The organism is Modestobacter excelsi, assembly GCF_005930495.1.
In the GTDB taxonomy this organism is placed as follows: Bacteria; Actinomycetota; Actinomycetes; order Mycobacteriales; family Geodermatophilaceae; genus Modestobacter; species Modestobacter excelsi.
In genome coordinates, this window is sequence record NZ_SJEX01000170.1 from 1 (window position 1) to 421 (window position 421).

A 421-nucleotide genomic window follows, 5' to 3' on the forward strand; every position below is an offset into this window, starting at 1 on the left:
GCTGTCTCCTATGGAGACCATGATGATATTAATCAGCTGGCCTTAGATAATTTAAAAACGATAGGAGAGATGTATGATGAATAATATTACTAACTACCAACGTTTAAAAGATAATCTGTCATATCTAAAAATGAATCAAATGATTACTCATTTAGATGAAGTGATAGATTTTAGTATCACTAACGATTTATCATTTATTGATACTTTAATTAAATTGAGTGATTATGAAATCGCAGTTAAAGAAAAGAATATGATTGAATCAATGGTTAAGGTAGCAGCATTCCCTTTTAAAAAGGAACTGTGCGACTTTGACTTTTCATTCCAACCTAACGTCAATAAACAAGAAATCGTAGATTTTACTCATTTACGATTTATAGAAAACCATCAGAATATTGTCTTTTTAGGTCCAAGTGGTGTAGGT

At 30.2% G+C, this 421-nt stretch carries 1 protein-coding gene; it reads left to right on the forward strand.

The features are described from left to right. Positions 1–73 precede the first annotated feature (73 nt). The coding region (locus FHL80_RS25080; RefSeq protein ID WP_281283571.1) for an ATP-binding protein at positions 74–421 on the forward strand (348 nt) is incomplete at its 3' end.